This window comes from Baekduia sp., assembly GCF_035685985.1.
Lineage (GTDB): Bacteria > Actinomycetota > Thermoleophilia > Solirubrobacterales > Solirubrobacteraceae > Baekduia.
Genome location: NZ_DASRZV010000012.1, coordinates 16,721 through 39,130 on the forward strand (window position 1 = coordinate 16,721; position 22,410 = coordinate 39,130).

Annotated in this window: 20 protein-coding genes, 2 tRNA genes and 1 pseudogene; 11 read left to right on the forward strand and 12 right to left on the reverse strand. The window is 72.2% G+C overall.

Annotation, left to right across the window (positions count from 1 at the left end; all coding sequences use genetic code 11):
• Nucleotides 1-25: 25 nt before the first annotated feature.
• The gene (locus VFG42_RS04515; protein ID WP_324905708.1) at nt 26-244 is read right to left on the reverse strand and encodes a helix-turn-helix transcriptional regulator; all 219 of its coding nucleotides are present in this window, start codon (nt 242-244) and stop codon (nt 26-28) included.
• A gap of 62 nt (nt 245-306) precedes the next feature.
• On the opposite strand from VFG42_RS04515, the gene VFG42_RS04520 reads away from it, so the two are divergent.
• The 3 genes from VFG42_RS04520 to VFG42_RS04530 all read left to right on the forward strand — a co-directional run bounded on the left by VFG42_RS04520 (nt 307) and on the right by VFG42_RS04530 (nt 2,746).
• Nucleotides 307-750, forward strand: a complete 444-nt coding sequence (locus VFG42_RS04520; RefSeq protein WP_324905710.1) for a hypothetical protein — start codon at nt 307-309, stop codon at nt 748-750.
• A gap of 68 nt (nt 751-818) precedes the next feature.
• A complete protein-coding gene (locus VFG42_RS04525; RefSeq protein WP_324905712.1) occupies nt 819-1,073 on the forward strand; it encodes a hypothetical protein in 255 nt (84 codons plus the stop codon).
• Nucleotides 1,074-1,174: 101 nt separating this feature from the next.
• On the forward strand, nt 1,175-2,746 hold the full coding sequence (locus VFG42_RS04530) for a GmrSD restriction endonuclease domain-containing protein (protein WP_324905714.1): 1,572 nt from the start codon (nt 1,175-1,177) through the stop codon (nt 2,744-2,746).
• A 271-nt stretch (nt 2,747-3,017) separates the two neighbouring features.
• On the opposite strand, the gene VFG42_RS04535 is transcribed toward VFG42_RS04530, so the two are convergent.
• Nucleotides 3,018-3,090: transfer RNA gene (locus tag VFG42_RS04535), tRNA-Glu, on the reverse strand.
• A gap of 83 nt (nt 3,091-3,173) precedes the next feature.
• On the opposite strand from VFG42_RS04535, the gene VFG42_RS04540 reads away from it, so the two are divergent.
• A tRNA-Leu gene (locus VFG42_RS04540) sits at nt 3,174-3,257 on the forward strand.
• Between the two features lie 64 nt (nt 3,258-3,321).
• Here VFG42_RS04540 and VFG42_RS04545 read toward each other — a convergent pair.
• The 3 genes from VFG42_RS04545 to VFG42_RS27495 are packed head-to-tail and all read right to left on the reverse strand — an operon-like array spanning nt 3,322 to nt 6,246.
• Nucleotides 3,322-5,040, reverse strand: coding sequence for an ABC transporter substrate-binding protein (locus VFG42_RS04545; protein WP_324905716.1), 1,719 nt, complete (start codon nt 5,038-5,040; stop codon nt 3,322-3,324).
• Nucleotides 5,041-5,050: 10 nt separating this feature from the next.
• On the reverse strand, nt 5,051-5,704 hold the full coding sequence (locus VFG42_RS04550; protein ID WP_324905717.1) for a helix-turn-helix domain-containing protein: 654 nt from the start codon (nt 5,702-5,704) through the stop codon (nt 5,051-5,053).
• Entirely contained in the window at nt 5,701-6,246 is a 546-nt protein-coding gene (locus tag VFG42_RS27495; RefSeq protein ID WP_414642322.1) for an RNA polymerase sigma factor, read from the reverse strand. Before VFG42_RS27495 ends, VFG42_RS04550 begins: the two co-directional genes overlap by 4 nt.
• A gap of 66 nt (nt 6,247-6,312) precedes the next feature.
• On the opposite strand from VFG42_RS27495, the gene VFG42_RS04560 reads away from it, so the two are divergent.
• On the forward strand, nt 6,313-7,056 hold the full coding sequence (locus VFG42_RS04560; protein ID WP_324905720.1) for a class I SAM-dependent methyltransferase: 744 nt from the start codon (nt 6,313-6,315) through the stop codon (nt 7,054-7,056).
• Nucleotides 7,057-7,358: 302 nt separating this feature from the next.
• Nucleotides 7,359-8,360, forward strand: a complete 1,002-nt coding sequence (locus VFG42_RS04565) for a TOMM precursor leader peptide-binding protein (protein WP_324905722.1) — start codon at nt 7,359-7,361, stop codon at nt 8,358-8,360.
• Between the two features lie 31 nt (nt 8,361-8,391).
• Here the strand turns inward: VFG42_RS04565 and VFG42_RS04570 are convergent, their stop codons facing one another.
• On the reverse strand, nt 8,392-9,837 hold the full coding sequence (locus VFG42_RS04570; RefSeq protein ID WP_324905724.1) for a hypothetical protein: 1,446 nt from the start codon (nt 9,835-9,837) through the stop codon (nt 8,392-8,394).
• The gene (locus VFG42_RS04575; protein WP_324905726.1) at nt 9,837-9,998 is read right to left on the reverse strand and encodes a hypothetical protein; all 162 of its coding nucleotides are present in this window, start codon (nt 9,996-9,998) and stop codon (nt 9,837-9,839) included. The genes VFG42_RS04570 and VFG42_RS04575 overlap by 1 nt, the downstream gene beginning before the upstream one ends.
• 27 nt (nt 9,999-10,025) lie before the next feature.
• Here VFG42_RS04575 and VFG42_RS04580 point away from each other — a divergent pair.
• Both VFG42_RS04580 and VFG42_RS04585 read left to right on the forward strand, forming a co-directional pair.
• Nucleotides 10,026-10,619 (forward strand): annotated as a pseudogene (locus VFG42_RS04580) (DUF72 domain-containing protein).
• Nucleotides 10,620-10,690: 71 nt separating this feature from the next.
• Nucleotides 10,691-11,092: an ATP-binding protein gene (locus VFG42_RS04585; protein WP_324905728.1), complete on the forward strand. Its 402-nt coding sequence runs from the start codon at nt 10,691-10,693 to the stop codon at nt 11,090-11,092.
• Here the strand turns inward: VFG42_RS04585 and VFG42_RS04590 are convergent.
• From VFG42_RS04590 to VFG42_RS04605, 4 genes are all read right to left on the reverse strand, one after another.
• Complete coding sequence (locus VFG42_RS04590) at nt 11,089-12,222, reverse strand: zinc-binding dehydrogenase (protein WP_324905730.1); 1,134 nt, start codon at nt 12,220-12,222, stop codon at nt 11,089-11,091. The genes VFG42_RS04585 and VFG42_RS04590 overlap by 4 nt on opposite strands.
• A complete protein-coding gene (locus VFG42_RS04595; RefSeq protein ID WP_324905732.1) occupies nt 12,219-12,641 on the reverse strand; it encodes a thioesterase family protein in 423 nt (140 codons plus the stop codon). Before VFG42_RS04595 ends, VFG42_RS04590 begins: the two co-directional genes overlap by 4 nt.
• A 57-nt stretch (nt 12,642-12,698) precedes the next feature.
• Complete coding sequence (locus tag VFG42_RS04600) at nt 12,699-14,693, reverse strand: diguanylate cyclase domain-containing protein (RefSeq protein ID WP_324905734.1); 1,995 nt, start codon at nt 14,691-14,693, stop codon at nt 12,699-12,701.
• Nucleotides 14,694-14,867: 174 nt separating this feature from the next.
• Nucleotides 14,868-16,502 (reverse strand): CARDB domain-containing protein, encoded by a 1,635-nt coding sequence (locus VFG42_RS04605; RefSeq protein ID WP_324905736.1) that lies wholly within the window; start codon nt 16,500-16,502, stop codon nt 14,868-14,870.
• Nucleotides 16,503-16,598: 96 nt separating this feature from the next.
• On the opposite strand from VFG42_RS04605, the gene VFG42_RS04610 reads away from it, so the two are divergent.
• Nucleotides 16,599-17,894, forward strand: coding sequence for a hemolysin family protein (locus tag VFG42_RS04610; protein WP_324905738.1), 1,296 nt, complete (start codon nt 16,599-16,601; stop codon nt 17,892-17,894).
• A 39-nt stretch (nt 17,895-17,933) separates the two neighbouring features.
• Here the strand turns inward: VFG42_RS04610 and VFG42_RS04615 are convergent, their stop codons facing one another.
• The gene (locus VFG42_RS04615) at nt 17,934-18,650 is read right to left on the reverse strand and encodes a helix-turn-helix domain-containing protein (RefSeq protein WP_324905740.1); all 717 of its coding nucleotides are present in this window, start codon (nt 18,648-18,650) and stop codon (nt 17,934-17,936) included.
• Between the two features lie 50 nt (nt 18,651-18,700).
• Here VFG42_RS04615 and VFG42_RS04620 point away from each other — a divergent pair, with 50 nt between their 5' ends.
• Nucleotides 18,701-20,101, forward strand: coding sequence for a glucose-6-phosphate dehydrogenase (locus VFG42_RS04620; protein WP_324905742.1), 1,401 nt, complete (start codon nt 18,701-18,703; stop codon nt 20,099-20,101).
• Nucleotides 20,102-20,236: 135 nt separating this feature from the next.
• Nucleotides 20,237-22,351: an acyltransferase family protein gene (locus VFG42_RS04625; RefSeq protein WP_324905744.1), complete on the forward strand. Its 2,115-nt coding sequence runs from the start codon at nt 20,237-20,239 to the stop codon at nt 22,349-22,351.
• Nucleotides 22,352-22,410 lie beyond the last annotated feature (59 nt).

A 22,410-nucleotide genomic window follows, 5' to 3' on the forward strand; every position in this document is an offset into this window, starting at 1 on the left:
CCCGCGACCACCTCAAACGGATGACTCAGGAGCGAAGTCCACGCAGCAGCTCCTCTGCGGGGACGTCCAACGCGCTGAGCAGCCGGAGCAGCGTCGTAAGGCGGATCTCCCGCTTGCCGCGCTCGATCCGGGACACCTGGACCACGGCGAGGTCGGTCGCCTGAGAAAGGTCCTCTTGCGTCCAGCCGCGAGCGAGCCGCGCCTGGCGGACGTTCACCCCGAACTGCCGAAGGACCTCTTCCACTCGGCAGCATCCTGCGGGCACTTAGCCAAACAGGCCAGAACCAAACCGGTAAGTTGCCGCACATGAAGAACGCAGCGTTGTTCATGATCTTGCTGACGGCCATGCTCGTCGGCTGCGGTGACGGCAACACCACCGCGCACCCTGCGACCGCCTCCGCTCCGGCGCCTCGACCCGCGGCCACGAAGCCGAGGTCTGACGGAGACGCCGAGCTCACCCGCAAGGTGAAGAAGGCGATGCGCGAGAACTACGGCATCCCCGGCATGAAGGCCGACTGGTACGACGACATCGAAGGCATCACCGTCAAGAGCGGCCTGATCGGCACCTATGTCTACGTCGCTACCGGCTACTACGACGACAGCGACGTCGCCGATTACGCCCGCCGCATGTGCATCAGCTTCACGTCGATCATCGTGCCCGACCTGCAGAAGCAGATCGACGGGACGCGCATCCAGGGCGCGAACGGCGCCGACATCACCAGCTGTGCGCCGGGGCAGGCGCCGAGCTGACCCATCCCGTAGAGCGGCCCGGCGGTGCGGCGAACACCCCGGGCCATGGCCCAAGGAGCGCTAACTCCGTGAGCAAGCCGCACCCTAGCGAGGGGTCCTCCGACCCGATCGTGACCCTCGTCTTGAAGGACTACCGCCCGGTCCGCATGACGCTGGTTCGTGACCTCGTCCACCTCGCCGAGGTCATCGTCCAGATTGTGAACCGGCACCGGCTCAAGCCGCTGGACTCGTACCAGCAAGGTGTCCTGGAAACCACCGTCGAGAGTGCGTCCGTTCTAGTCGACGCCATTAAGGCCATCGACAGCTATAACCAGCGCAGATGAAACCCTGGAGCTACTCCAGGCGCTCGGCGCACTCTTGAGACGGCGGAGGGGCCGCGATTGCACTTCTCTTCTGACCGGCGCTCGTCCTAGTCTGCACCGCCGTGAGCGAGCCGATCGCGATCCGTCGCGCCATCGAGAGACTGATCGACGGAACCATCCGTATCCCTGGCTTCCAAAGGAAGTTCGTTTGGGAGCCACAGCGAGCCGCGCTGCTGATGGACAGTCTCTATAAGCGCTATCCCGTCGGCTCGCTGCTTCTGTGGCGGACCCAGCACCGCTTGTTGCGCGAGAACCGCCTCGGAGTGTTCGAGTTGCCACCTCCTGACCGGGACTACCCGGTCGACTACGTCCTGGATGGGCAGCAGCGCCTCACGTCGCTGTTCTCGACGTTTCAACGGAGCCTTCAGCCGACCGATCCAGATGACGACACGTGGCTACCGATCTTCTACGACTTTGCAGCGCAGGACGATGCCCAAGAGTCACGCTTCGTCGCTCTCAGGCCTGAGGAAGTCGTGGAAGGCCAACACTTTCCTCTCTCAGTGTTCTTCGATGCTGTGGCCTTTTCGAGGGCGACCCGGTCGCTGAGCGAAGGAGCGAACGAGGAAATCGTCAAGGTCCAGCAGCGTTTCCTCGAAACCTTGATCCCGGTCGAAACCTTCGAAAACGAAGATCGCGCCGTGGTTGCGATTGTGTTCGAGCGTGTCAACCGGATGGGCATTGAACTCGATGTCTTCCAGTTGCTCACCGCATGGACCTGGTCTGACGAGTTCGACCTGCAGCAACGGTTCGCTGAGCTCGCGAGCGAGTTCTCAGACTTCGGCTTCGAGGAGATCGGCGACGACAGCGACCTGATGCTCCGGTGTACGGCCGCTGTACTAAAGCAGGATCCAAGGCCCGCCGCCCTTGTCGACATGAACGGCTCGGACGTACGTGCGGCCTTCGATCAGGTCGCTGAATCGATCCGTCGGGCGATCGACTTCGTCCGGACCAACTTCCACGTGCGCCATGTGAAGCTGCTTCCATACCCCGCCCTGCTCGTCCCGTTGGCGGCGTACTTCTCCGAGCGCGCCGGCCAGCCCGTCAGCAACGCGGACTATGAGGTGCTCCGCCGGTGGTTTTGGCGGTCGTGCTTCTCACATCGTTTCAGCGGCAATCCTCAGCGGAACCTCCGGAGGGACATCGTGGAGGCCGTCCGTCTCCGACGCGGCGAGCCGTCGGACCTCGACAGCATCGGGGGAGCCCCAGACTCGCGGTTCTACGTCGCGCATCGTTTCAACATTCGCACGGTCGCCTCGAAGACGCTGATCCTTCAGATGGCCCATTTCCATCCCCGCAGTTTCCTGTCGGGTGAACTCGTGGCCCTAGAGCGCGTGCTGTCTGAGCCCAACCGCAGCGAGTATCACCATTGCTTTCCACGCGCCCGGCTACTGGCCTTGGGCATGCCAGACAGCGCGATCAACGTACTCGCCAACATCGCCATGATCTCTCGCGCAGAGAATCGGACCATCAGCGACAAGCTTCCGTCGGAGTATCGCTCTCTCATGCCGGATGACGCTGTGGCGATCCTTGATGCCGCCGGTATCCCCGAGACGTTGTTCGACGACGACTACGAGACGTTCATCGGCCAACGGTGCCAGCTCCTTGCCGAACGTGCCGAGCTACTCGTCAGCTAGTAAAGGACCGGAGCTGGACCGCACGGCGCGTAGGCGCGCTAGCGCTGCCGGTCAAGCGAGCCCTAAGGAGCCGTCCCGCCCCGCTCACGGCTAAGAAACTGCCAAGCCGCTGGTGTGTGCCCCAGAGCCCGTTCTCACCGTGAGACAGCCACATCTGGCCCTAGCCCGGAGGCATCACCTGCGGCAGCGACAGGGTCCATACAGGGTCCGCACCGGGTTTGAGCCCACCCCAGGAACGAGAAAACCCCGCGAGGTGCGGGGCTTTCTGTAGTACCGCCACGGGGATTCGAACCCCGGTTTCCGCCGTGAGAGGGCGGCGTCCTAGTCCCCTAGACGATGGCGGCAGGACGCGTTCAGCTTACCAAGCCGAAAGACCCACACGTCCGGACGCGAAACCTCTCCCGGACGCTATGCTCGCTCCTCGCCGGCGGATGTGGCGGAATTGGTAGACGCGCACGGTTCAGGTCCGTGTGGGAGAGATCCCGTGGAGGTTCGAGTCCTCTCATCCGCATCGACGATCGAAGGCCCCGCTCCGGCGGGGCCTTCGGCGTTGTTGGGAAGGCTCGGCGCCGCCGCTACTTGAGCGACGTGTAGGACAGGTCCCAGGAGTCGAAGTAGACGTTCGGCACGCCGCGGACGTCCTTGGAGCGAATCAGCACCGCCTGCTCCCACTGCAGCGGAACCGCGGCGGCGTCGCGGACGATCAGGTCGTCGATCTGTCCCCAGGCGCGAATTCGCGCCTGGCCGCCGAGGCGGCGCGCGCGGGCCATCGCCGCGTCGATGGCCGGGTCGTGCAGCTCGGAGAAGTTGGTGTTGCCGGCGCGGTTGGTGAACGCGGCGCCGCCGAAGACCGGCTTGAGCATCGGCTCGGGATCCGGGTAGTCCTTCAACCAGGCGATCCCGGCGCAGGCCAACACCTTCTTGGCCGGCACCGAGCACCAGTTGGTGAAGAGCGCGTCGTCGGGCACGATGCGCAGCCGGACGCGGAAGCCGAGGGTCCGCAGCGTCTGCGCCGCCACCGAGCCCATGCCGCGCTCCCCGTCGGACGAGCCCGCGACCAGGAGGAACTGCTCACGACCGGTGTAGCGGCCACTCGGGAAGCCGGCCTTGCGCATGTACGCGGTCGCCAGCTCGAGGTCGCCCGTGGGCGCGGCGAGGAAGTCCACACCCGGTCCCGTCGCCGCGCCCGCCTCGTGGAAGCCCGGGATGCCCGGCGGCAGGAAATGCGTGGCGAGCGGGCCGGTGGTCGCGCCACCGCGAGCCTTTCGTGACGCCACACGGTCATAGGCGGCGAGGACGGCACGTCGGACGTTCACGCGGTCGAACGGCTTGATCGACGTGTTGAGCGGCGTGAAGCGATAGCCGCCCGCGGGCACGATGGCGCCTTGCTCGGGGCTGTGCTCGAAGACCCGCTTGATGATGGTCGGCGGCGGGGTGCTGTCCAGCACCATCCCCGAGCCGGACAGCACCTGTCGCGAGGCGATCGTCCGGTCGCGGGCGTTGGTGATGATCCGGATGGCGTCCAGAGGCGCCGGCCGGAGGTCGGTCGCGCGGCGCCAGTTGGGGTTCCGGACGAGGTCGATCGTGTGACCGGCCTGGTAGCCGATCGTCCGCCCCGAGGCGTCGTTGCGGACCATGTAGGGCCCGGTGGCGACCACGTGCGTGTTGTAGGTCGACGGGCTGTGCTCGTCGAACGGCCGCGCGTACTCCTCGGGCACCGGCGCGGTGACCGGCAGCACCAGCGTCTCCGCGAACGCCGCCGCGGTGGGCCGCCTCAGCCGGAACACGATCGTTCGGTCGTCGGGCGTCGAGATCCCCGCGATCGGCTCGGGCGTCTCCGGCAGGATCTTCGGAACGCCCACGAGGTCGCTGAAGTACTGCTGATAGGGCCCGGCCACGGCGGCGCTGAAGAACCGCTCGAACGCATACGCGACGTCGCTCGCGCGCACCTCGCGGTTGACCGGCGGCGAGAACCGCACGCCCTTCTTCAGATGGACCGTGACCTTCCGGCCACCGTCCCCGATAGCCGGTGCGCCCTCCGCGAGGTCGGGGACCGCGTGCTCGAGATCGGTGGGCCGGAAGCCGTAGAGCGTGCGCTGCGTCGCGGCGACGACCTGGATGCCCTGCGCGAAGTAGGTCCGGCCCGGATCGAGGAAGTCGACGTCCGACGACGAGAGCATCGTCAGCCGCTCGCCACGATCGTGACGCTCCGTGTCACCGCCTCCGCAGGCGGTGACACCGGCGAGCGCGCACAACAGCGCGCCCGCCAGGGCGAGCCGAGCCAGGTGTCCCACGCAGGCGACGCTACCGCTTGGCGCGACGGCGCTTCGGCGGCGCCTCTTCCGCGCCGGCGGGCGGCGCGGTGTAGTGGAGCAGCGTCAGCCGCGAACGCACCTCGCCCCCACCGCTCTCGTCATCCTGCAGGCGGCCCGCCGCCGCTGCCTGCTCCTCGATGACCCATTCGAGCAGCTCGTTCAGCCGGTCACCCAACTTCCGCCACCCTTCCTCGTCCAGAGCGAGCGACGTGTAGGAGAGGTGCCGGTCCGAGCGGTCATCGAACGTCCCCGCCGCCACGGCGTTGCGCACGTCGCCCAGCGCCTTGCTCAGCACCGTGTTGGACACGGCCTTCCGCGCGCTGGGCGGAAGCTGCGCCCAATCGTCGTCGTTCAGGAACGGTCGCGTCAGAGCCCGGTAGTGGTGCTCGATCGCGCCGCGCCGCGGCGTGGTCCGCACGAGCTCGATGCAATCGAGCTCGCGCAGGATGCGCACGTGGTAGCTGACCAGCGGGAGCGACTCCTCGAACTCCTTGGCCATCTCATTGGGGCTTGCGACCCCTTCGTTGAGCCGGGTCAAGATGCGCATCCGCAACGGATGCGACAGCGCCTTGACGATGTTGCTCTCCAGCTCGTGCTGGTCCTTCTGGTCGCGCCGGGCTACGGCGGTCGTGGACTTGCTCATCGATGCTCTCCGCCTTCGTGCTCGGCCAAAACCTGCTGCAGCCGTCCGCGTGCCCGATGCAGGCGCACCTTGGCGGTGCCTTCGGGGATCCCCAAGGCGCTCGCCACGGCGGGCTGCGTCAGATCGTCGACGTACCGCAACGCCAACAGCTTACGGTCCTGAGGGGTCAGACTGCGAACGGCTCGGCGCACATCCACCTGCAATGGCAGCAAATCAAGCCGATTGGCAGCGATTCGGTCGCTCAGATCGAAGTGATCGTCGAGGCTCGCAGTGGTTGCCGACTTGTTGCGATGCCGAAAAGCTTCGTGGCGAACGATCGTGCGCAACCACGCGCCCGGCTGGTCGGGCACCGCGCCGTTCCGCAGGCTCCGCCACACGCGGATCATCGCCTCCTGGGCGATGTCTCCGGCGTCGTCGGGCCCGGCCACGCGGCGGGCTTCGCGGAGGCACCGCGTCGCGAGTTCGGACCAGTCGAAATCTGGAACGTCGAAAAACTTTGAACCGAGATGAAACGGTTCTGAGCGCTTTGGGGGTCTTGACATGACATGACCCTGCTCGACCGCACGCGCCCTGAGGAAAAAGAAACATTCGCGGCTCCATATGACGCGATGGCGCCGCACTACGAGGCGTTCGTCGGAAGCACTGAGACCACGCGCTACTACGAGTGGCTCGAGGGGCTCCTCGAGCTGCCGGCGGCGGTCGGCGTCACGGGCGGTCGCGCCCTCGACATCGGGTGCGGCACGGGTCGCAGCATGCTCGCCCTGCGCGCCGCCGGCTTCGACGCGGCCGGGATCGACCCGTCCCGCGGCATGATGGAGATCGCCCGCGAGCGGCTCGGCGCCGACGCGGTGTTGGAGGTCGGCGGGCTGCCGAACCTGCCCGACGGACCGCCCGCCGCGCTGGTCACGGCCTTCAACGACATCATCAACTGCGTCGGGACCAGCCGCCTGGGTGAGGCGATGGGCTCGATGGCCGCGCGCGTGGCGCCGGGCGGAGCGCTCCTGTTCGACAGCAACGCCCCGCTGACGTTCAAGACGTTCTTCGGGTCGACCTTCGCCCGCGCCGAGGATGATCTCTTCCTGGTCTGGGAGAGCCTCGGCGCCGTCGAGGACAACGGCTACCGGGCCGATCTCCACGCGTTCGAGATCGACCCCGAGACCCCGGGGCGCTGGAAGCGCTCGGTGAGCCACCACCTGCAGCACCTCCACCCCCATGCCGCGATCGTCGCCGCGATCGAGGCCGCGGGGCTGGAGCTCGTCCTCGTGCAGGGCCAGCGCGACAGCGGCCCGCGCGACCACCACTTCGACGAGGAGATCCACAGCAAGCGGATCTACCTCGCACGTCGTCCATGACCCCGAACACCGAAAGGAGGGACACGCATGCTCGAGATCACGATCGAGGAGCCGACGCTGCCGGCGCTGGCCACCACGAAGGGCAACTAGTCCCGACGGATCCGATCCCGGCCGCTCCCCGTTGCGGCCGGGACCGGGCCTCGGGCCTGGTCCCGACAGAACCGCGGCCGTCCCGCGACCCACACCGCGGGCGGCCTCGGCTCAAGTCGACGATCGAAGTCGTCGCCCGCCCGGATCGCATCGTTCTGCATCGCGCTGCCCGGACGGACGGCGATGTCGCCCTGCGGGGCGACGTCGGCGTGTTGGCGGCGCTCGTCGATCTCCTGGACGGGCGCCGCACGCGCGCGGAGATCCTGAACGCCCTGCGCGCGGGCCCCGCCCCGGAGTTGGGGCGCGGTGACCTCGACGACGCCATCGACGCCCTGGCCGCGCGGGGCCTCGTGGAGGACGCCGCCGACGACGCGCGGTACCTCGACCCCGACGGCCTGGAGCGCTACGACCGCCAGCTGCGGTACTTCGGCGACCTCGCGCCGGCGGGGGTCGCGCGGGCCGCGGCCCAGAAGCGGCTGGAGGACGCGACGGTGACCGTGCTCGGGCTCGGCGGCCTGGGCGGGATGGCGGCGACGATGCTGACGGTGTGCGGGATCGGCACGGTCGTCGGCGTCGACCACGACCACGTCGAGCTGTCCAACCTCGCGCGGCAGGTGCTCTACAGCGAGGACGACCTCGGACGGCCGAAGGTCGAGGCCGCCGCCGAGCGGCTGCGCAAGCTCAACGCGCGCTCGACGTTCGTCGGCGTCCCGCGCCGGCTGGGCAGCGCCCGGGCCGTCGCCGACGCGATCTCCGGCGCGGACTTCGTCGTCGCGGCCGTCGACTGGCCCGCGACCCGGATCTCCGGGTGGGTCAACGACGCCTGCTTCGCGGCGGGCATCCCCTACACGTCGATGTCCCAGCACCCGCCGCTGGTACGGGTCGGGCCGACCTACCTGCCCGGCGTCACCGGCTGCCACGCCTGCCAGGAGGCCGACTACCGGCGGCGCTTCCCGCTCTTCGACGCCGCGCTGTCGGCGCTCAGCGCGGACTCCCCCGCCGCGACCTACGCGCCGTCGTGCGGCGTGATCGGCTCGCTGGTGGCCAACGAGGCGATCGCCCACGTCACGGGCCTGGCCCCGCTGGCCTGCGCGGGGCGCGCCGCGCTGATCGACATGACGACGCTGACCGTCACCCACGAGGACGTCCCGCGCGACCCGACCTGCCCGGTCTGCGGCGGCGCGGTCGCGTCGGCCATGCGCCCGGCGTCCTGACACGCCCGCCGGCGCCGCCGCCCCGCGCCTCCTACGCCCCCGGCCGCTCCCAGGATCGCGCGGGCTCCCACGGCTCGATCCGCAGGTACTTCAACAACGCCAGCGCCCGCAGCGTCACGACCCTGTCGGCCGACGACGTCAGGTCGCCGCCGCGCAGCGCGCCCGCCGGGTCGAGCTTGCCGATGAACCAGCGGTAGGCGTCCTCGGCCGTGCAGGACAGCTGCAAGACCTCGTCGCCCCCGAACGGCAGCACCAGCTCGGCGTCGGGCTCGCGCAGCGCGAACCGCACGGTCAGGCCGAGGCGCGCCAGGCGCTCGCGCAGCGCCGGGTCCTCGGCGAGCGCGTCGCGGATCCGGCCGCCCAGCTCGACGTGCACCGCGTCGGCGTCGGCGAAGCGCGGCGCCGCCCGCTCGGCCCGCAGCAGCGCCAGGACGTCGGCCGCCGAGCGGACCGGCGGCATCGCGCGCAGGCGCTCCAGCCGGACGTCGGCGAACGCGTCGCCGCGCGCGGTCGCGTCGCGCTCGAGCATCGCCGCGTAGTGCCGGCCCGCCGCCGCGCCCCACGTCACCGCGCCGGCCTCGCCCGCCCAGTCGCGCGGCGCGAGGCGCAGCAGCCAGCCCGCGCCCTCGGGATCGCGCGCGAGCAGGCCCGGATCGTCGGCCAGCCGTGGGTTGACCGCCAGCACCGACCCGCCAACCGGCGCCCAGATCCCGAACGTCCCGCGCCCCTCGGCGCGCACGGTCGCGACGAGGTCGCCGGCCTCCAGCGCCGCGCCCGGCTCGGGCAGCGTGACGACCGGATCGGCCCCGAGGTCGCCGGCCAGCGCGCTCGTCACGCCGACCACGACGGCGCCCAGCGCGGTCTCGACCCACAGGTGCGCGTCCAGCGCGATCCCGCGCGCGGCCGCGCCGAAGCCCGAGGCGTCGACCGGCGGGACCACGGGGCGCGTGAAGCGCTGGGCGTCCCGCCGCCGTCCCGGCCACGCCGCGGGCGGCGGCGCCGCCGGAAGGACGTCCTCGGGCAGCGGCGCCCCGTGGCGCAGCGCCTCGGCGCTCAGCTCGTCCGGCGCGACCAGCGGCACGTCGTAGCGCCGCGCGGCCTTCCGCAGCGCCTCGCGCATCTCGTAGCCCGCGCCGTCGGGCAGCGCCAGCGCGGTCACGCACGCGTGCGACGCGCGGAAGCCCGTGCGGTGGACCTCCAGGTCGCCCCACGCCGCGATCGCGCCCACGGCCTGGTCGGCGCGGAAGTCCAGCCGCCGGTCGGCCGGGTCGGTCAGCGCGTAGAGCCCGCACATGCAGTCGGCCACCGGCGGCGCGTGGCGCACGTCGCGCGCGCAGACCGCCGCGTTGGCGCCCGGATCCCACGGCAGCGCCGTGAACGTCCATGGCCGCAGCGTGCCGTCGTCCTCCAGGTGCCAGGCGCGGTAGCCGACGACCGCCTGGACGAAGTCGGGGGCCCCGCCTGCCTCCCCGGACATCAAGCGGGGACGGGCTCGGGCGCCTCGCGCTCGGCCGGCCGCGGCTCGGGCTGCTCGCGCGGGGCGTCGCGCTCCGCCGGCGCCCGCGCGGGCGCGGGCAGCACGAGCGGCTCGACGCGGATCCGTCGGGAGGGGCCAGGGAGATCGAGGCAGACCGGCACGGCGCAGGAGGGTAAGGACCGGACCAGATGGCACCCGTTCGCATCGGCTGCTCCGGCTGGATCTACCGCTCCTGGAAGGACGGCTTCTATCCCCCGGGCTGCCCGCAGCGGCGCTGGCTGGAGTCCTACGCCACGCGCTTCGACACCGTCGAGCTGAACACCACCTTCTACCGCCTGCCGAGGCGGGACGCGGTCGCCGCCTGGGTCGAGCGCACGCCCGACGACTTCCTCTTCACGGTCAAGGCCAGCCGCTACCTGACGCACATGAAGCGCCTGACCGACATGGCGGCGGGCGTCGAGAAGCTCTGAGAGCGCCTGGAGCCGCTGGTCGCGTCCCCCAAGATGGGCCCGGTCCTCTGGCAGCTGCCCGAGCGCTTCCACCGCGACGACGAGCGCCTGGACCACGCGCTGTCGCACCTCCCGCCCGGCCACCACGCCTTCGAGCTCCGCCACCCGTCGTGGTTCGCCGACGACGTCCTGGCGCTGCTGCGCCAACATCGCGTCGCGCTGGTGATCGGCGATCACCCCGAGCGCCCGTGGCAGCCGCACGTGCTGACCAGCGACTTCACCTTCGCCCCGCGCGACGCGGCACGCCTGCAGCGCCTTGTGCAGGGTCGATGAGCGTTTGATCGGCGGCCGATGAGGAAGAACCCAGGGCGAGCGGCACGTACGCCGATCCCCCTCGTTCCCCCATGCCCGACCAGGTCTCCGTCGCCATCGACCGCGATATCACCGCGCCCGCCGCCGCCCGGCGCGCGGTCGAGCGCTTCGGCGCGTCCCTGGATCCCGGGGTCGTGCCGGACGTCAAGCTGCTGGTCTCCGAGCTGATCTCCAACGCGGTGAAGTACGGCCGCGAGGGCGTCGTCCGGCTCGTGCTGCGCTCCGAGGACCCGTGCCACGTGCACGTCGAGGTCGTCGACCAGGGCGTCGGCTTCGTCCCCGCCGCCCGCGACCGGCCCAAGACCGAGCCCGGCGGCTGGGGCCTGCACATGGTCGAGGCGCTGACCCAGCGCTGGGGCGTGCGCGAGGGCTCCACGCACGTCTGGTTCGAGATCGACCGCCGCGCGGCGGCGGGCTCGGCCGGCGCGCGCTAGAAGACGATCGCCTGGCGCACCGCCGCGCCCGCCGCGAGCCGGTCGAACGCCTCGTTGACGTCGTCCAGCGCGATGCGGTGGGTGAGCAGCTCGTCGACCGGCAGGCGGCCCTCCTGGTAGGCGGCCACGAACGCGGGGATGTCGCGCCCCGGGACGCACGAGCCCAGGTAGGAGCCCTTCAGCGTGCGCTCCTCGGTGACCAGCGAGACCGCCTGGATGTCCAGGCGCTGCTCGGGATGCGGGAGCCCGACGGTCACGGTCGTGCCGCCGCGGCGCGTCGCCTCGTAGGCCTGCCGCAGGACGCGCGCGCTCCCGACGGTCTCGATGACCTTGTCGCCCCCGCCGCCGGTGGCCTGCCTGATCGCCTCGACCGCGCCGTCGCCGGCGTGGACCGGCGTGGCGCCGAGGCGGCGCGCGTGCTCCAGCTTCTCCTCCACGACGTCGACCGCGACGATCTCCGCCGCCCCGGCCATCCGCGCGCCCAGCAGCGCGGCCAGGCCGACGCCGCCGAGGCCGAAGACCACGACGCGGTCCTCGGGCCCGACCCGCGCGGAGTTGACCGCCGCGCCGACCCCGGTCAGCACCGCGCAGCCGAACAGCGCGGCGATCTCGTGGGGCAGCGACGGGTCGACCTTGACCGCGCTGTGGTGATCGACGACAACATGGTCGGCGAACGCCGAGACCCCGAGATGGTGGTGCAGATGCCCGGCCCCGGCCGCGCTCCAGCGGCGCTCGCCGCCCAGCAGCGTGCCCGCCGCGTTGGCCGCCGCGCCCGGCTCGCACAGCGCCGGCCGCTGCGCGCGGCACGGACCGCACGAGCCGCACGTCGGCACGAAGCTCAACACGACGTGGTCGCCGACCGCGAAGCCGCCGGCGTCGGCGCCCTCGCCGCCGCCGATCGCCAGGACCTCCCCCGCCGCCTCGTGGCCGAGCACCATCGGCATCACGCGCGGGCGCGAGCCGTCGATGACCGACAGGTCGGAGTGGCAGAGCCCGGCCGCGCCGACCTTGACCAGCAGCTCGCCCGGTCCCGGCGGCGCCAGCTCCAGGTCCACGATCTCCAGCGGACGCGACTCGGCGTAGGGCCTGGGCCGCCCCATCTCGCGCAGCACGGCACCACGGACGTTCACGACGACGACACCTCCAGCTGGCTCAGGGCGGCCCGGATCCCCTCCGGGATCGGGGCGGGCCGCCGCGTGCGGCGGTCGACGAAGACGTGCACGAACCAGCCGGTCGCGGCCGGCGTCGCGCCGCCGTCGCCGAACAGGCCGATCTCGTACTTCACGGAGGACTTGCCCAGGTGCGCGACGCGCAGCGCGGCCTCCACCGGCTCGGGGAACGTCAGCGCCGCGGTGAACGCGCAGTGCGACTCCGCGCACAGCCCGATCACCGGTCCGCTCAGGATGTCGAGCCCGCCCACCGCGATCAGGTACTCGTTGATGACGGTGTCGAAGTACGAGTAGTACTCGACGTTGTTGACGTGCCCGTAGACGTCGTTGTCCTTCCAGCGCGTCGGGATCGTCAGGCGGTGCGGGTAGTCGTCGATCATGGCCCGCCGCGCAACATATCGATGGCTCGTTGCGCGGGACGCCGTCGCGCCGCGCCCTCAGGCGCGGGACGTCCGGGGCTCGTGCGCGACCCGGTCGCGCCCCGCGCCCTTGGCGGCGTACATCGCCCGGTCGGCGCGCACCAGCAGCGCGTCGCCGTCGGTCACCGTCGGGTCGACCAGCGCCACGCCCGCCGAGGCCGTCACGCCGTGCTCGGCGCCGCGCTCGCGCACGACCGCGACCAGCGCCTCGGCGACGACCCCGGCCTGCTCGACGGTCTCCACCGGCAGCAGGACCGCGAACTCGTCGCCGCCCAGCCGCGCCAGCACGTCGGTCTCGCGCACGCGCTCGCGCAGCCCGTCGGCGACCGCCGTCAGCAGCGCGTCGCCCGCGTGGTGGCCGTGGGTGTCGTTGACGTGCTTGAAGCCGTCGAGGTCGAGCACGAGCAGCGCGCCCGCCGCCCCGTAGCGGCGCCCGCGCGCGACGTGCGTGGTCAGCGCGGCCTCGAAGCCGCGCCGGTTCAGCAGGCCCGTCAGCGGGTCGTGGTCGGCCAGGTGGCGCAGCTGGGCCTCGTGCTCGCGCCCCTCGGTCACGTCGCGCATCTGCCCCAGCACGTGGACCGGCCGGCCCTCGTCGTCGCGCACCAGCGTGGCGTTGACCGCGACCCAGACCTCGTGGCCGTCGCGGTGGAGCATGCGGTGCTCGGCGGTCAGGTCGTCGTCGCCGATCGCCGCCAGCCGCTCGGCGACCTCCGCGACGTCATCGGGATGGACCAAGGCCAACGGGTCGCCCCCGATCAGCTCGCCGGGCGCGTGGCCGACCAGCGCGCAGAGCGCGTCGTTGACGCGCAGGAACTGCCCGCCGGGCGTCGCCAGGAACATCCCGATCGGGGCGCGGTCGAAGGCGACCTCGAACTGCCGCTCGGCGTTGCGCCGCGCCCGCTGCGCGACGCGCTCGGCGGTGACGTCCTGCGAGATGCCCTCGACGCGGACGATCGCGCCGTCGGGCCCGGCGACCGGCCGCACGCGCGTGGCCAGCACGCGCTCCTGCCCGTCGGCGCGCAGGATCCGCAGGTCGAAGTCGTGGCTCTCGCCGTCGCGCAGCGCGGCGCGCGTGACGCGGACGACGTGCTCGCGGTCGGGCTCGGCGACCATCGTGCGCAGCCAGTCGCCGAACGTCGGCAGCCGCGCCGAGGGGTCGATGCCGTAGATCCGGCACAGCTCCGGCGACCACGTCAGCTCCTCGCGGACGGCGTCCCACTGCCAGGAGCCGGTGTGCGCGAGCGCCTGCGCGCGCTGCAGCTCGGCGGCGGCGGCGAGCTGCTCGGTGATGTCGAAGGTGACCGCCATCGCCTCGTGACCGGCCAGCGGCCGGAACGCGATGCGGTAGGTGTGGCCGTTGGGCGACGTCCACACGGACTCGTGCGCCTCCCCCGCCAGCGCCGCCTCGTAGTGGTCGGCCAGCGGCGCGCGCCCGCGCTCGCCGAGCACGTCGGCCACCTCGCGCCCGACCATCGCCGCGGGGTCCCAGCCCGCGTCCTCCAGCGCGCGCCCGGCGGCCATCACGAAGCGCAGCTGGTCGTCGACGACCAGCACGCCGGTGTCGGGCAGCGCCCAGACGAGGTTGCGGTAGCGCTCCTCGGAGCGGCGCAGCCGGCGGCGGTCCTCGCGGCGGCGCAGCGCGTAGCGGACGGTGCGGGCCAGCATCGGCCCGTCGATCTCGTGCTTGACGAGGAAGTCGGTGATCCCGATGCGCTCGGCCTCCTGGTCCAGCGCCGGGTCGCTCATGCCGGTCAGCAGGACGATCGCCGCGTCGGGATCGTCGGCCAGCAGCTCGCGCGCCGCCCCCAGGCCCTCGCCGTCGGGCAGGCGGTGGTCGAGCAGGACGACGTCGGGGCGCTCGGCGCGCCAGGCGGCGCGCATCTCGGCCAGCGTCGAGGCCTCGACGACGCGCACGCGGTCGCGCAGGCCGTCCGACAGCCAGATCGCGGCCAGCCCGCGCGACGCCGGCAGGTCGTCGACCACCAACACGGTCACCGGATCCGCGGGCCTCATCACACCTCGCGGTTCGACATTCCCCGACTCCGACATCTCGAACCTGGCGCGCTCGCCCCTCGGACCGTCGACGATCTGACCGGCCGGTCGGCGAGAAGGCCCGAGCCCGCCGCCGGCTGAGGAAGGCGGCGGACCCGGGGCGCTCCAGCTTAGGGCCTGACGTGCCATCGGGGTCTACGACGACGAGTCTTCGTAGAAGTTGTCCTCGTCGAGGAACACGCCCTCGCCGGCGGGATCGGGCTGTCCGGCGGCACCGAGCTGGACCGCGAAGGTGAAGTCCTTGGCCGTGCCGTCGGCGTAGGCGAGGTGGATGCGGCCGTTGGGCTGGACCTCGTAGGTGCCGTGCTCGTCGGGCGGATAGGAGCCGACGTAGGTGAACGGCCCGGAGCCGGGATCGCCCATCGTGCTCGTCGTCGACGTGCTGTAGACGAACTGGCCGTCGGGCAGCAGCTGCAGCCAGGAGGCCCAGGTCGTGCAGCCGAAGATCAGGCCGCACATGCCCCGGAAGCCGCGGTGGACGAGGTTGACGTCGTAGCGGGCGCCCGCGTCGGGGATCAGCAGCTTGCTGAAGTCGCGGTCGTCGCCCTCGTCGGCGATCCGCAGCCGGCCGTCCTGGTAGGTGCCCGCCGCGGTGCCGAGCGTGACCGCGCCGGTCGCCGCGTCGTAGGTGTAGGGCTCGCAGCCCGCGATCTGGGCCGAGCACGCCGTCGGCAGGCCGCCCTTCGGGATCCCGTGGAAGGCCCACGCGTCGTCCAGGAAGTAGACGCCGTGGTTGTCCCACGCCGAGTCCACGTGGTTGATCGTGTACCACCAGTAGGTGCCGGCCAGCGGGGACGTGGGCGCGGGCTTGGCCTTGGGCTTGGTCGGCGCGGGCTTCTTGGCCGTGCCGATCCGCAGCGCGACGCGGCCGGTCGCCGCGAGCTTCTTGGCGCCGGTGGCCTTCAGCGACAACGTGGTCGTCGTCCGGGCCTTGGCGGTCAGCCTGACCTTCACGCGCCGCGTCGTCGACCTCCCCGCCTTGAGCGTCTTGATGGCGATCGTGGCGGGGCGCACCGACAGGCCGCGGGCGGTCCCGGCCCTCAGCCGGACGCCGGTCGCCGCGGCCGTGCCGGTGTTCGCCACCTTGACCTTGAGCGACATGGTGCGGTTGCGCTTGATCGTCGACGGGACGCCGCTGACGGTGACCGCGAGCTTCGGGGCCTTCTTGGTGGCCTTGGCCTTGGCCTTGGGCTTGGGCGCCGACGCCGGCGCGGGGGCCGGCGCGGGCGCGGGCGCCGTGGGAGACGGCGGCGCGGGCGTGGCCGGCGGCGCGACCGCCGGCGCCGCCAGCGCGACGGGCGGGTCGATCGTGTCGTAGCGCGTGCCGGTGTCGGACTGCGGCGTGACGTAGCCGGTCACGCAGTCCGGCGCGAGGCCCGCGAGCCCCGCGGCGCTGACCGTCGCGGTCAGCCGCGTCCCGGCGCGCGTGACCGCGACGCCGCTCTGCGTGTCGCCGCCGTCGCGCCCCCAGTAGCCCGCGGCCTGGTCGGTGTAGCCGCCGAGCGCCACGAACGGCGCGCCGCACGATCCGTCCCCGGACCGCGTCCCGACCACGACGAAGAAGAACAACGGGTCCGGCGCCGCGCCGAAGGTCAGCGCGACGGTCGCGGACCCCACGTCGTCGTAGGCGGCCTCGACGGCCGTGACGTCCCGTGCCGGCGTCGGCCCGTCGCCGGACGGGTCGGCCCCCGACCCGCTGAAGACCGTGGCCGACGCGGGGGCGGCGAGGAGCGCAAGAGCGGCGAGGGAGAGGGCGAGGGAGCGGAGCACGCGCGCGCCATCTTCCCAGGCAAAACGCGTTCGAAACCCAGGCTCGCCCGGCGATCACGGCACTTGGCGCGCCGCCGCACCCGCTATGAAAGGGGCATGGACGACCTGCTGCGCATCGTCGCGGTGCTCGCGCTGATCGGGGCCAACGCCTTCTTCGTCATCGGCGAGTTCGCGGTCGTGACCGCCCGGCGCACGGCGCTGGCGGCCGCCGCGGAGTCCGGCAGCCGTCGCGCGCGGGCCGCGCTGAAGCTCATGGACGACCCGGTCCGCGTGATCTCCACCGTCCAGGTCGGGATCACCGCGCTGGGCATCCTCACCGGCGCGATCTCCGAGCCGCTGGTGCGCTCGCTGCTGGGCGACGCGGTCCCGACGTGGCTGGCCGTGATCATCGCGTTCACGATCGTCACCTACCTGAGCGTGCTCTTCGGCGAGCTGGTCCCCAAGGCGCTGACGCTCGACCGCGCCGAGACGCTCGCCGCGCTCGTCGCGCGCCCGATCGACGTGATCGCCAAGGTCAGCGCCCCGGTCGTCTCGGTGCTGGAGCGGTCGGCCGCCGTGATCCTCAAGCCCTTCGGGGTGACCGAGATCGTCGCGGGCGAGTCGGTCCGCAGCCCCGAGGAGCTGCGCGCGCTGGTCGACGAGGCCGAGGAGTCCGGCGTCATCCCCCGCGCGCAGGAGGAGCTGCTCCACAACATCTTCGACTTCGCCGGGCGCGAGGCGCGCGACATCATGCTCCCGGCCTCCGACGCGGTCTGGCTGGACGCGTCGCTGGATCCCGACGCGGCGCTCGGCGAGGCGCTGCGCGCGCCGCACGGCCGCTACCCGGTCGGCGACGGCGACCTCGACCACGTCGTCGGGATCGCGTTGTTGGTGGACCTGGTCGCCGCGGCCCGCGGCGACCAGGCCGCCGACACGGTCCGAGACCTCGCGCGCCCGGTGATCGTCGTGCCCGAGACCAAGGACGTCGGCGCGCTGCTGCGGGAGCTGCGCGAGCAGCGCCAGCAGATGGCGGTCGTCGTCGACGAGTACGGGACGACCGCGGGCATCGTCGCGCTGGAGGACGTCCTGGAGGAGATCGTCGGCGAGATCGAGGACGAGTTCGACCTGCCCGACGCGACGCTGCGGCGCGTGGACGACGAGACCGTCGAGGTCGCCGGCTCGATGACGATCGACGACTTCAACGAGACCTGCCGGACGGCGCTGCCGCAGGACCGCTCGGCCCGCACGCTCGCCGGCCTGCTCTTCGACGAGCTGGGCCGCGGCCCGCACGTCGGGGACGCCGTGGCCGTCGAGGGCGTGACGCTGCGGGTCGCCGAGATGGACGGCCTGCGGATCACGCGGCTGACCGTCAGCCCCGTCGCGGGATCCGGGTCACTCCCGACGTCACCCTGACGCTCGCAGTGACCCGGATCGGGAGCGGGTCGCGCTCGGTCATCCGTCGGGCGCCTCGCCCATCGCGCGGTCGGGGAAGTCGCCCTTCAGCAGCCAGCCGCCGTCCTCCAGGCGCTCGACCTCGCCGCGCCGCGTGAGCTCGCCGACCGCCTGGCTGACTGTCGGCCGCTGCGCGCCGACGAAGCGGGCCATCATCGTGTGGTTGATCGGCACGGGGATCAGGATGCCCTCGGGCGTCACGCGGCCGAACCGCTCGGCCAGCCCCCACAGCGACAGCAGGACGCGGTCGTCGATGCGCACGACCTGGTGGATCAGCAGCCGCAGCGTCGCGCTCGTCGACCGTCCCATGATGCGGCTGGCGACCTGGCCGAGGACGGTCGGCCAGCGCGCGGCCCGCTGCACGAACGCGGCGTCCAGCACCGCGAAGCGGACGGGCTCCATGACGTTGAAGCGCAGCCGCACCTTCAGCGCCTCGGCGTGGCGGTCCTTCGGCCACGGCCGCAGCGCGTCGCCCGCCCCGAGAATCTCCAGGCTCACCCGCCGCCCCACGCCGGCGTCGCGGGCGATCACGCCGTCGAGCAGCAGCAGCGCCAGCTCGGCGTGGGTCGCCGCCCACGTCTGCTCGAGGTCCCACGCGCCACGCGGCGCCTCGACCGTGCGCACGAGCAGCTCCTCCTCGGCCGAGGCGAATGACTCGGGCGAGAGCCCGCCTCCGAGATCGGGATCGACCTCCAATAGCCGCACGATGCCATCCATGTCCGCATACCAGTAGAGCACGGCCGTGTCAGAACGGGTACGCCTCCGCTGTGCCCCCGTCCTTACCCGACCAGCCCGATCCCCACGTCTTCGTCCTCTTCGGAGCGACCGGCGACCTCGCCAACCGCATGCTCCTGCCCGGCTTCGCGCGCCTCGCCGAGGCCGGCCTGATGCCGTCCGACTGGCGGCTGATCGGCTCCAGCCCCAGCGGCGCGGACGGCGACTGGCCCGCCGGCGACGGCCTGGAGGCGCTGGCCGGGCACGCCTCGTACGTGCAGGCCTCGTCCGACGACGCCGAGGACCTCGCCCGCGCCGTGCGCGAGGCGCGCGAGCGGCTCGGCCCGTCGTCGCGCACGTTGTTCTACATGAGCGTGCCGCCGTCGGCGATGGAGTCGATGGTCAAGGCCCTCGGCGACGCCGGGCTGGCCGACGACCGCGCGCGGATCGTGATGGAGAAGCCCTTCGGCTCGGACCTGGCGTCGGCCAAGCACCTCAACAAGGTGCTGCACGAGGTCTTCGAGGAGGACCAGGTCTTCCGCATCGACCACTTCCTGGGCAAGGAGGCGGCGCAGGACATCCTCGCGCTGCGCTTCGCCAACGGGCTGCTGGAGCCGATCTGGAACGCGCGCCACGTCGCGGCCGTGCAGATCGACGTGCCCGAGACGCTGGGGCTGGAGCACCGCGCGGCGTTCTACGAGGAGACGGGCGCGTTCCGCGACATGGTGGTCACGCACCTGGCGCAGATCATGGGCTTCGTGGCGATGGCCGCGCCCGCGTCGCTCCATCCGAACGACCTCCACGACGCGAAGGCGCGCGCGTTCGCGCGGCTGCGGCCGTTCACGAAGGACGACGTGGTCTACGGGCAGTGGGTGGGCTACCGCGAGGAGCAGGGCGTCGCCCCGGACTCGTCGACCGAGACGTTCGTCGCGCTGCGCGCGTGGATCGACGACGAGCGCTGGAAGGGCGTGCCGTTCCTGCTGCGCACCGGCAAGTCGATGGCCGAGAGCCGGCGCGTGGTGACCGTGACGCTGAAGGACTCCGAGCGCCTGGAGCTGCTGCCGCGCGCCACGGCGCTCGAGCGGCCCAACGAGATCGTCTTCGAGCTGACCGAGGACCCTCAGCTGGCGATCGAGGTGCGGGTCAAGATGCCCGGACCGCGGCTGACGGTGGCGCCGGCGGCGCTGACGCTCGACGTCGAGCGCGCGCTGCACCACAAGGGGTTGGAGGCCTACGAGCGGCTGCTGCACGACGTGATGCTCGGCGACCACCTGCTCTTCACGCGCGCCGACGAGGTCGAGCTGCTGTGGGAGCGCGCGGCGCCGCTGCTGGAGGACCCGCCGGCGGTCCTGCCCTACGAGCCGGGCTCGTGGGGACCGGGCGAGGCGGAGGTGCTGGCCGAGCCCTCGGGGTGGCGGCTGCCGGAGGTCGAGCCCGGCTCGCCGGGCTCCTGAGCGCCGGGGTCGACGTCACGACCGACGCGACCCCGAGCCCCCTTCGCGAAAGGTCGTCGAGCAAAAAGCGCGACGTTTGCCCTCCGCGACCCGTTCTGTCGTCACCCCTCTCCGAACGAAGCAAGGACGGCGACGATGGACGTGACCGCGCTGCGTCGCGTGCTCGTCGGCGTGCCCGCGTCTCGCGACGTGGCGCCGCCGCGTGCCCGGACAACCGAAGGGATCCAGCCCGCCCCGGCGCGCCACGGCATCCGCCCCGAGATCCAGGCGCTGCGCGCGCTGGCGGTCTCATTGGTGGTCGCTTGGCACCTTTGGCCGGACGACGTGCCCGGCGGCTTCGTCGGGGTCGACGTGTTCTTCGCGATCTCCGGCTACCTCATCACCTCGCTGCTGCTGCGCGAGCTGGAGGCGACCGGGCGCGTGTCGCTGCGCGACTTCTGGGCGCGGCGCGCGCGGCGGATCCTGCCCGCGGCGCTGACCGTGGTCGCGTGCTGCGCGGCGGCGACGGCGCTCGTGGTGCCGCTGACCGACTGGCAGGGGTTCTTCGGCGACTTCCGCGCGAGCACCCTGTACGTGCAGAACTGGCACCTGGCGGCCGAGGCGGTCGACTACTTCCACGCCGACGACGCGCCGTCGCCGGTGCAGCACTTCTGGTCGCTGGCCGTCGAGGAGCAGTTCTACCTCGTGTGGCCGGTGCTGCTCCTGCTCGCACGGCGGCGCGCGGCGGTCACGGTGCTCGCGGTCGTGCTGGCGGTGGCCAGCCTCGGGTACTCGGTCGCGCACACCGCCGACGACCCGGCCGACGCGTACTTCGCGACGACGACGCGCGGCTGGGAGCTGGGCGCGGGCGCGCTGCTGGCGCTGCTGCCGGTCGCCGCGGCGCACCTGCCCCGCGCGGCGCGCGTCGCGCTCGCGTCGGCGGGCCTGGCCGCGATCGGCGTGGCGGCCGCGACGTACTCGACCGGCACCGCGTTCCCGGGCGTCGCGGCGGCGCTGCCGGTCCTCGGCACGGTGGCGGTCATCGGCGCCGGCGACGTCCTGCGCCCGTTGCGCGCGCGGCCCGTGCAACAGGTCGGCGACCTCTCCTACGCGATCTACCTGTGGCACTGGCCGCTGATCGTCCTGGCGCCCTACGCGCTGGGACACGCCCTCGACACCCCGACCCGACTGGCGATCATCATGTTGACCTTGTTGTTGTCCTTGCTCTCCCAGCGCCTCGTCGAGGATCCGATCCGCTTCAGCCGGCGGCTGTCGGCGCACGGCGGGCGGCTGACGTTCGCGGGCGCCCTGGCGGCGTCGCTGGCCGTGCTGGCGATCGTCGGCATGGGCGCCGACCACGTGCGGGCCGAGGTCCACCAGGCCGCGCTGGTGACGCGGAAGACGCTGGCGCACAAGCCGAAGTGCTTCGGCGCGGCCGCGCGCGACCCGAAGCGCACGTGCACGCCGGCCAAGTTGTCCAAGACGGTCGTGCCGACGCCGGTCCAGGCGCCCAAGATGGACAACGCGCCCTGCGAGGTCGTCGAGTCCAAGGGCCGGATCCGCGTCTGCGCCTTCGGCGCGGCGGCCGCGCCGGGCGTCCGGACCGTCGCGCTGATCGGCGACTCGCACGCGTCGCACTGGCGCTCGGCGATGGCGGCGCTGGTGAAGGACAAGGGCTGGCGCGGGCTGTCGATCACGCACACGAGCTGCCCCTACTCGGCGGCGACGGCGGTCATCGACGAGCCCGCGCGCGGGCAGTGCGTCGAGTGGAAGCGGCAGCTGGCGGCCTGGCTGCGCCGGCACCACGAGGTCGACACGGTGTTCTTCGGCGCGCACTCCGGCGGCGAGGTCGTGGCGCCCAAGGGCAGGACCCAGTGGTCGGCGCAGGTCGATGGCTATGTGAACGCCTGGAAGGCGCTGCCCTCATCGGTCGCCCACATCATGGTCTTCCGCGACACGCCCAAGATGCGCAGCGCGACGATGGACTGCGTCCAGTCGGCGCTGGACCGACATCGCAACGCGGGCAAGGCGTGCGCGCAGCCGCGCGCCCGCGCGCTGGAGCGCGACCCGGAGGCGGTGGCGGCACGGAGCTTCCCCGGGCGTCGCGTGCATCTGATCGACGTGACGCGGTACATCTGCGACGCGTCGCGGTGCTACCCGGTGGTCGGCGGGGCCCTGGTGTTCAAGGACATCCACCACCTCACGTCGGTGTTCGCCGAGTCGCTGGCGCCCTACGTGGAGCGGCAGGTGGACGCGGCGGGGATCGGCTGAGGCGGCGGATCCGCGACGTCGTCCGCCGCCCGGCGTGCGAACATGTGTTCGCACGCCAC

What these genes read in the sequence shown, in the direction of transcription:
- VFG42_RS04560 (WP_324905720.1), top strand. Translation starts at nt 6,313, where the DNA reads ATGGCGCCGCACTACGAGGCGTTCGTCGGAAGCACTGAGACCACGCGC.
- VFG42_RS04585 (WP_324905728.1), top strand. Translation starts at nt 10,691, where the DNA reads ATGCCCGACCAGGTCTCCGTCGCCATCGACCGCGATATCACCGCGCCC.
- VFG42_RS04610 (WP_324905738.1), top strand. Translation starts at nt 16,599, where the DNA reads ATGGACGACCTGCTGCGCATCGTCGCGGTGCTCGCGCTGATCGGGGCC.
- VFG42_RS04625 (WP_324905744.1), top strand. Translation starts at nt 20,237, where the DNA reads ATGGACGTGACCGCGCTGCGTCGCGTGCTCGTCGGCGTGCCCGCGTCT.
- VFG42_RS04520 (WP_324905710.1), top strand. Translation starts at nt 307, where the DNA reads ATGAAGAACGCAGCGTTGTTCATGATCTTGCTGACGGCCATGCTCGTC.
- VFG42_RS04570 (WP_324905724.1), bottom strand. Translation starts at nt 9,837, where the DNA reads ATGTCCGGGGAGGCAGGCGGGGCCCCCGACTTCGTCCAGGCGGTCGTC.
- VFG42_RS04595 (WP_324905732.1), bottom strand. Translation starts at nt 12,641, where the DNA reads ATGATCGACGACTACCCGCACCGCCTGACGATCCCGACGCGCTGGAAG.
- VFG42_RS04615 (WP_324905740.1), bottom strand. Translation starts at nt 18,650, where the DNA reads ATGGATGGCATCGTGCGGCTATTGGAGGTCGATCCCGATCTCGGAGGC.
- VFG42_RS04550 (WP_324905717.1), bottom strand. Translation starts at nt 5,704, where the DNA reads ATGAGCAAGTCCACGACCGCCGTAGCCCGGCGCGACCAGAAGGACCAG.
- VFG42_RS04600 (WP_324905734.1), bottom strand. Translation starts at nt 14,693, where the DNA reads ATGAGGCCCGCGGATCCGGTGACCGTGTTGGTGGTCGACGACCTGCCG.
- VFG42_RS27495 (WP_414642322.1), bottom strand. Translation starts at nt 6,246, where the DNA reads ATGTCAAGACCCCCAAAGCGCTCAGAACCGTTTCATCTCGGTTCAAAG.